Origin of the sequence: Streptomyces sp. Ncost-T10-10d (assembly GCF_900091955.1) — a bacterium.
Lineage (GTDB): Bacteria > Actinomycetota > Actinomycetes > Streptomycetales > Streptomycetaceae > Streptomyces.
Genome location: NZ_FMDF01000013.1, coordinates 1 through 5,743 on the forward strand (window position 1 = coordinate 1; position 5,743 = coordinate 5,743).

Annotated in this window: 4 protein-coding genes and 1 pseudogene; all 5 read right to left on the bottom strand. The window is 67.2% G+C overall.

What is annotated here, in order from left to right:
- Positions 1–28: 28 nt before the first annotated feature.
- Positions 29–2,374 carry a hypothetical protein gene (locus tag GA0115254_RS01575; protein ID WP_141720743.1) on the bottom strand — a complete coding sequence of 782 codons (2,346 nt, stop codon included), beginning with the start codon at positions 2,372–2,374 and terminating at the stop codon, positions 29–31.
- A gap of 156 nt (positions 2,375–2,530) precedes the next feature.
- Positions 2,531–3,259 carry a DUF6333 family protein gene (locus GA0115254_RS01580; RefSeq protein WP_093893452.1) on the bottom strand — a complete coding sequence of 243 codons (729 nt, stop codon included), beginning with the start codon at positions 3,257–3,259 and terminating at the stop codon, positions 2,531–2,533.
- Positions 3,260–3,288: 29 nt separating this feature from the next.
- Positions 3,289–4,437, bottom strand: coding sequence for an IclR family transcriptional regulator domain-containing protein (locus GA0115254_RS47360; protein ID WP_093893453.1), 1,149 nt, complete (start codon positions 4,435–4,437; stop codon positions 3,289–3,291).
- A gap of 175 nt (positions 4,438–4,612) precedes the next feature.
- On the bottom strand, positions 4,613–5,404 hold the full coding sequence (locus tag GA0115254_RS01590) for a class I SAM-dependent methyltransferase (RefSeq protein ID WP_093893454.1): 792 nt from the start codon (positions 5,402–5,404) through the stop codon (positions 4,613–4,615).
- Between the two features lie 13 nt (positions 5,405–5,417).
- Positions 5,418–5,743, bottom strand: a pseudogene (locus GA0115254_RS45140) (hypothetical protein); the annotation flags it as partial.

The following is a 5,743-nucleotide window of genomic DNA, read 5'->3' on the forward strand; positions in this document are numbered from 1 at the left end:
CCTAAAACCCCATGTGCGAAGTCACCGGCTAGCTGCCTGCGGCCCTGCGCCGTCGCATCCACCACGTCAGCGCGCCGCCTGCGACCGCGAGCGCCGCGGCCACAGCGGCGATCACGCCGACAGGGGTGCTGTTGCCGGTGTCGGCGAGGTCACCGTCCGGGTCCTTCGCCGGCGGAGTCGCCTTGTCACCGCCGGGCGTGGACGGGTCGGGTGCCGGGGTCGACGGGGTGCCGGTCGGCTTCGGGCCGTCCGAGCCCGTCGGGGTCGGCGTCGGCTTCGGGTCCTCCGGGCTGGTGGGCTGGTCGGCGGTGGACCCGCCGAGGTAGGCGGTCTCACTGTCCTGGTAGGTCACCTCGGCCCGGACGGATGTCTTGGTGGTCTTGTCCAAGCCGCGGTGCTGCGTGTTGAACTGGGTGCGGGTGATGTTCTTCTTCGGCGCCTTGGAGAAGTCGACCCCGCCCATGGACAGGATCCACACCTTGCCATCGTAGACGCGCTCGAATTTGTAGTCGCCGTTCTTGAACGAGTCGACGTACTTGTCGTAGACGGTCTTCTTGTCCCAGTCCTTGTTCTCGGCCCTGAGCGGCCACCGCTTGACGTCGTTGCTGTTGATGATCTTACGGAAGTCGGTGGAGCTGACCGCGTCCTGGCGGCGAATGTACTCGGCAGCCACCCTCGAAGAGTAGACGCGGCGCAGGTCGGCGTAGGACTTGTCGTCGTTGACGCGGCGCTCGAGCTCCGGCTGGATCGTCGCGAGGATCAGGGTCTCGGCCTGTTTGGTCTGCGCCTCGGTGAGCTTGCAGGCGTTGGGCGGCACATCGGGTCCGGTCGGGACCTCCATGTTGACCTTGAGCGGGGCGTCCAGGATGTAGATGCCGCCGTCCTGCTCCCGGATCTTCGCAGGCTTCGGGGTGATCCACTGCCGGATGATGGGCAGGCACGGCATGCCTTCCGGGGTGCGGGGGGCTGCCCGCCAGAAGCGTTCCCCGCGCTCGTACTTGTCGGGGTTCATCGCATCCGCGTAGTCGTGCTTGAGGGTCAGGTCGGCCTCCAGCAGGACGCGCCCGGCGTCGGTCTTGGCGAACTCCTTGTCCATGATCACGTCGGGGCGGATCGGGTTGAGGTTGACCCAGAACTTGTCCGGGGTCAGGGCGAGCCAGGTGAAGAAGGCGTCAGAGGCGAGCTGGAGCTTGGCGTCACCGCCGTAGCCGGGGTTCTCGTCCGGGTCCTTGACGTAGTCGGCCCTCATCGAATAGTCGAGGCCCTTGCCCTTGACGGGGGCACCGACGTAGTTGATCTCCAAGGTGGAGAAGTCGATGCCGCCCGGCCCGCGGCCGAAGTAGCCGCCGCGGTTGTTCTGGTTGTACATCGCCTGAAGCCGGCGCGCTTCCTCGACCGTCTTCCCCGACCGCAGGGCCTGGTCGATGATCGGTCCCCGGCCGCCCTTGAGCGGATCGGGGTTGAACCGCTTGTCGTAATTGGTGTAGACATTGGGCTTCTGGGTGCGCTCGATGGCGTTCGACCGGCGTTCGTTGACGCCGGCCTGTGTGCGGTTGGTGCCCCGGTCCCGCTTGAGGTCGTCGTCGAACTGCTTGATCTTGTTCTTCGTCGAATCCTCGGTCTTGGCGCCGGTCAGGTACCGGAACGTCGACTTCGGCCTCTCCTTGGCGATCTGCCGGTCGGCTATGAGCTGGTCGTTCTCGATCTTGCCGTTGGACTTCATCTCAACCTTGCGCTCGGTGCGCCGGTTGTGTGCGTCCACGACGCGGGTGCGCTTCTCGCCGGTCTCGGGGTCGGTGTACTCGATCGGGTCCTGGCACCACCAGTCGGGACCGATCATGTTGTACTTCTTGACCATGCGGGCCTCGAACGCTTCACCCCGGGGCGGGTTGCCGTGGTTGCCGATGTAGCGCACGTCGAGGTAGCGCTTGAAGTCCTGGTAGCCCTTGGGGTTGTTGTACTGGTTGTTGTAGCGGGCGTAGATCTCCATGACCTTGTCCGCCGGATTCTTCGTCCTGTTGTACTTGCGCTGCCACTTGCGGTAATTCTTCCCCGCAGCCGCGCGCTGGGCGTCGGTCGGCGGCAGCACCCCGTCATACGCCTTGGCAGGGTTGTCGTAGGTGTAGTTCTCGTCGTTCGGCCATGCGTCGTACGGAAGGCTGTCCGGCGGCCCGGAGTTGGCCGGGGTGGAGGGGAACTTGTTCTTGAGGAACTTCTCGTCGCACCGCACCGGCTTGACGTTGGGCGCCTTCGCGGCCTCCGCCTGGTCGAGGTCGGGCAGGCCGGTAAGGGTCACGGCTGCCGCGGCGGTGAGGGCGAGCGCGAGGCGCGCCCACACGCGCCGTCGCGCAGGTTGATGTATTCGAATGCTCACTAGCTTCTCCCCCTGAGAACGCGGCGCCGTGGGTTGCGAGGTCAACTGATCTGGTTGCGCCGCCTGTTGTCCACACTAGGGGGAGGCCGGGTCGGGGGTTCCGGAGTTAATGCGGCATGTCCCCGCCAACTCGCGGGTGTTTTCGGATCGTTACGGTCAGAAGGCGTCGAACTCGCCGATCCAGGTGTCCTCCAGGTCGCCGGTGGCCTCTTCGGTGTGCCGGACACGGAACACGGACAGCGTGCGGCCCTTGCGGAGGAGCGGGGTGACGCGCTGGAGAGCGAGCCGTGTAAGACCTTCCCAGGAGAAGGACCCGGGGGCGGCGTCGAGGTCGATGCCCCGCCGTTCCAGCGCGTCGGGGGCGATACCGAACGCGCCGATGACGTCTTGCGGGGTGCCTTCGCGGTCCCAGTCCTCTTCTCCGCTCCAACCTGCGGCGAACAGGCTTGCCCCGTCCGGGTGGTGGATCACATGGGTGCCGTAGGTCACGTTGTGGTCGATCCTCGCCGAGCCGATGATGACCGCTCCGGGGAAGCGCTCGGCCAGCTCGTCCGCCTGCTCCGCGAGGGGGAAGGTTCCCCCGGTGGACACCAGGGCGGGATCGTTGATCTCGGTCACCGTTCCCCAGCATCCGACGCCGACCAGGTCGAGGTCAGCGCGAGTGGCGAAGGGAAGCCGCTCGGTCGCCTCGATCCGGTCGACTTCCTCCATCACCGTGTCGACGGTGCCGAGAGCAGCGGCGAACTCCCATGCCCTCGCGGGGTCGTGAGCGGGCAGAACCCCTCCACCGGTGAGGAAGGGCGGTTCGATGAGGGTTAACCTGAACTCTCCGTGCTGCGCGATGCCCTGCTCCGGCGGGCACTCCCAGAAGTCGTTGTCAGTCATCGGATTACCTCCGTGGCCATCAGGAAGGATCACGGCGCGAGCCGTGAGAATCCCCTCCCCTGAGGGAGGAGAGCGTCAAGGGCGCCACGATAGCGAGGGCCCTTGACAGGCGTCGCGGCGGGGAGTTGCACCACGTCCGACAGCTCTGGCTCGCTGACGAGCGCGCCTGTGCCAACAGTCGCCGAGCGGACAAGGCGCGTGGCTTTCGGCAGGTGAAAGCAGACGAGTCCTGGCGGGTCCAGGGTGCCCCGGCTGGCGTGGGTGGAGACGTTCACGGCGGCGGCCACCCGGCCGGTACGGTCGTTCACCGGGACTGCGATCGACCACAGGCCCTCCTCCAGCTCCTGGTCCACCAGGGCGTGACCGTCCCGTCGCGCCTGCGCCACGGCCTCGGTGAGATCGGCTGCGTCGACCCGGGTGAACGGGGTCAGCGGCCGCACCGAGGCGTGGGCCAGCCGCTCGGCCGCCTCCTGCTCGGGCAGACCGGCCAGCAGCACCCGGCCCATGGAGGTGGCGTACGCGGGGAAGCGGGTGCCGACCGTGATGTTGACGCTCGTGATGCGTACCGTGTGCACCCGGGCGACGTACATGATGTCGTCGTCGGCCAGCACCGCGACGGACGCCGAGTCGTGCACCTGTTCCACCAGCCGGGCAAGATGCGGCTGCGTGATCTCCGCGAAGGTCAGCCGGGAGAGCCGGGCGTAGCCCAGTTCCAGCACCGTGGGCAGCAGTGTGAAACGGCGCCCCTCACCGGCAGGGGCCGCGTACCCCAGCTGCTGGAGGGAGAGCAGCGCCCGACGGGCGGTGGCGCGGGCCAGGCCGGTGGCCTCCGCAGCGCCGGACAGGGTGAGCCCACCGGGTGCCGACCCCAGGGCGGTGAGCACGGCCAGCCCCCTGGTCAGCGACTGCAGGAATTCCGGACCCAGCTCTGCCTTGGCGGCGCGTGAGGTGCCCGTGTCGCCGGGTGCGTGCGGAGTGGCCGTCGGCGAGGGGGACGCCGGGGCCGCCTCCATCCGCGCCGCGTACTCCCGCAGCGAGCGCACGACATGCTCCATCCCGGAGGCTGGATGGCGCTGCTCGGCCACGTCGTTGTCCGCCGGCCGGGAGAACCGGAGGTGTATGCCGAGACCGCCGATCTCCACGAGCGGTTCTGCCCAGGGAACCCTGATTGGGGTCATCCACCACTCGAAGAAGACGTGCGCGGCACCGATGAGGGTTGGGGCCTGGTCGACGATCCCGGAGAATTGTTTGGCCCAACGATCGTGGCTCAGCGAAGTTAGTGGGGTCGGGCTGGCACAGCGCTCCACTTGGCCATTCGGAGACACGGCCGTCTCGGCCGGCCCCACGGCTGGGTCAGCCCGGCTTGACCGCCAGCGTCGCAAAATAGTTCGACATGTATTGAGCGGATGCGTTGGATTGGTGCGGCGCTTCCGCGAAGCCGGTGAGGACGAACCCCGCGGCGAGTTGCCCGCCGATCTGGTCGGTGAGGGTGTGGCTGTATTCAAGAGCGGCACTCGCGCCGAACTTCGTGGCGCGTTCCTCGGCGGAGTACTGCGTGACATCGCTGTAGGGCAGCTTGTGCACGACGATCAGCTCGCCGCGCTCGTCGAGCGCGTCGTGGTCGAACAAGTACACATCAGGGTTGAGGAAGCCCACGAGCAGAGTTCCGCCCGGTCGCAGGACGCGGAAGCACTCACGCCACACCGGTGCCAAGTCTGGTACGAATAGGTTGGAGACTGGATGGAATACGACGTCGAATGTTGCGTCGCCGAAGGCGCTGAGGTCGCGCATGTCGCCTAGGACGGTGCGCAGCTCGAGTCCGTCGCGCGCCGCCACCATCTGGTCCTGGCCGAGCTGGCGGGGTGAGTTGTCGAATACGGTGACCCGCGCCCCTGCGGCGGCGAGGATCGGACCCTGCTGGCCACCGCCGGAGGCCAGGCACAACACGTCCTTGCCGGTCAGGTCCGTCGGCAGCCAGGAGCGGTCGACTGGCTCACGCCCGATGAGAACAATCGACCAGTCGCCCATGCGGGCGCGCTCGACATCCTCAGCACTCACCGGCCTCGACCACTCGTTGCCCTCTTGGACGTACTTGTCCCAGGCTGCCCGATTGTGGGCAACGGGGTCGACAACAATGTCCTGCACGTTTAACTCCCTGCTACAGCCAGGCGGACACCTGCGGTACTGACAGTTCGGTGCCGCTAGCCAACACGATTACAGGGTGCGGGCTCAACGAAATTAGCGGGCATCGAGGTGTCCACGGCAAGCGCTCGGCGCCCGTGGCACTCCCCAAGGGCCCGCGATAACTCCGCTCGAGTACGCCGGGGCGGGAGAATGCGGCCTGCAACGAAGCGCCGGAGGCCCGGCAGGCTCCGACCGGGTCGTCACCGAGGAGGTCTGCTCCGCGCTCGGGCATCGGGCCATCCTCGATCAAGGCTGCGAACACCAGGTCCATGCCGACCAGGTGGTTGACCACATCGCGCA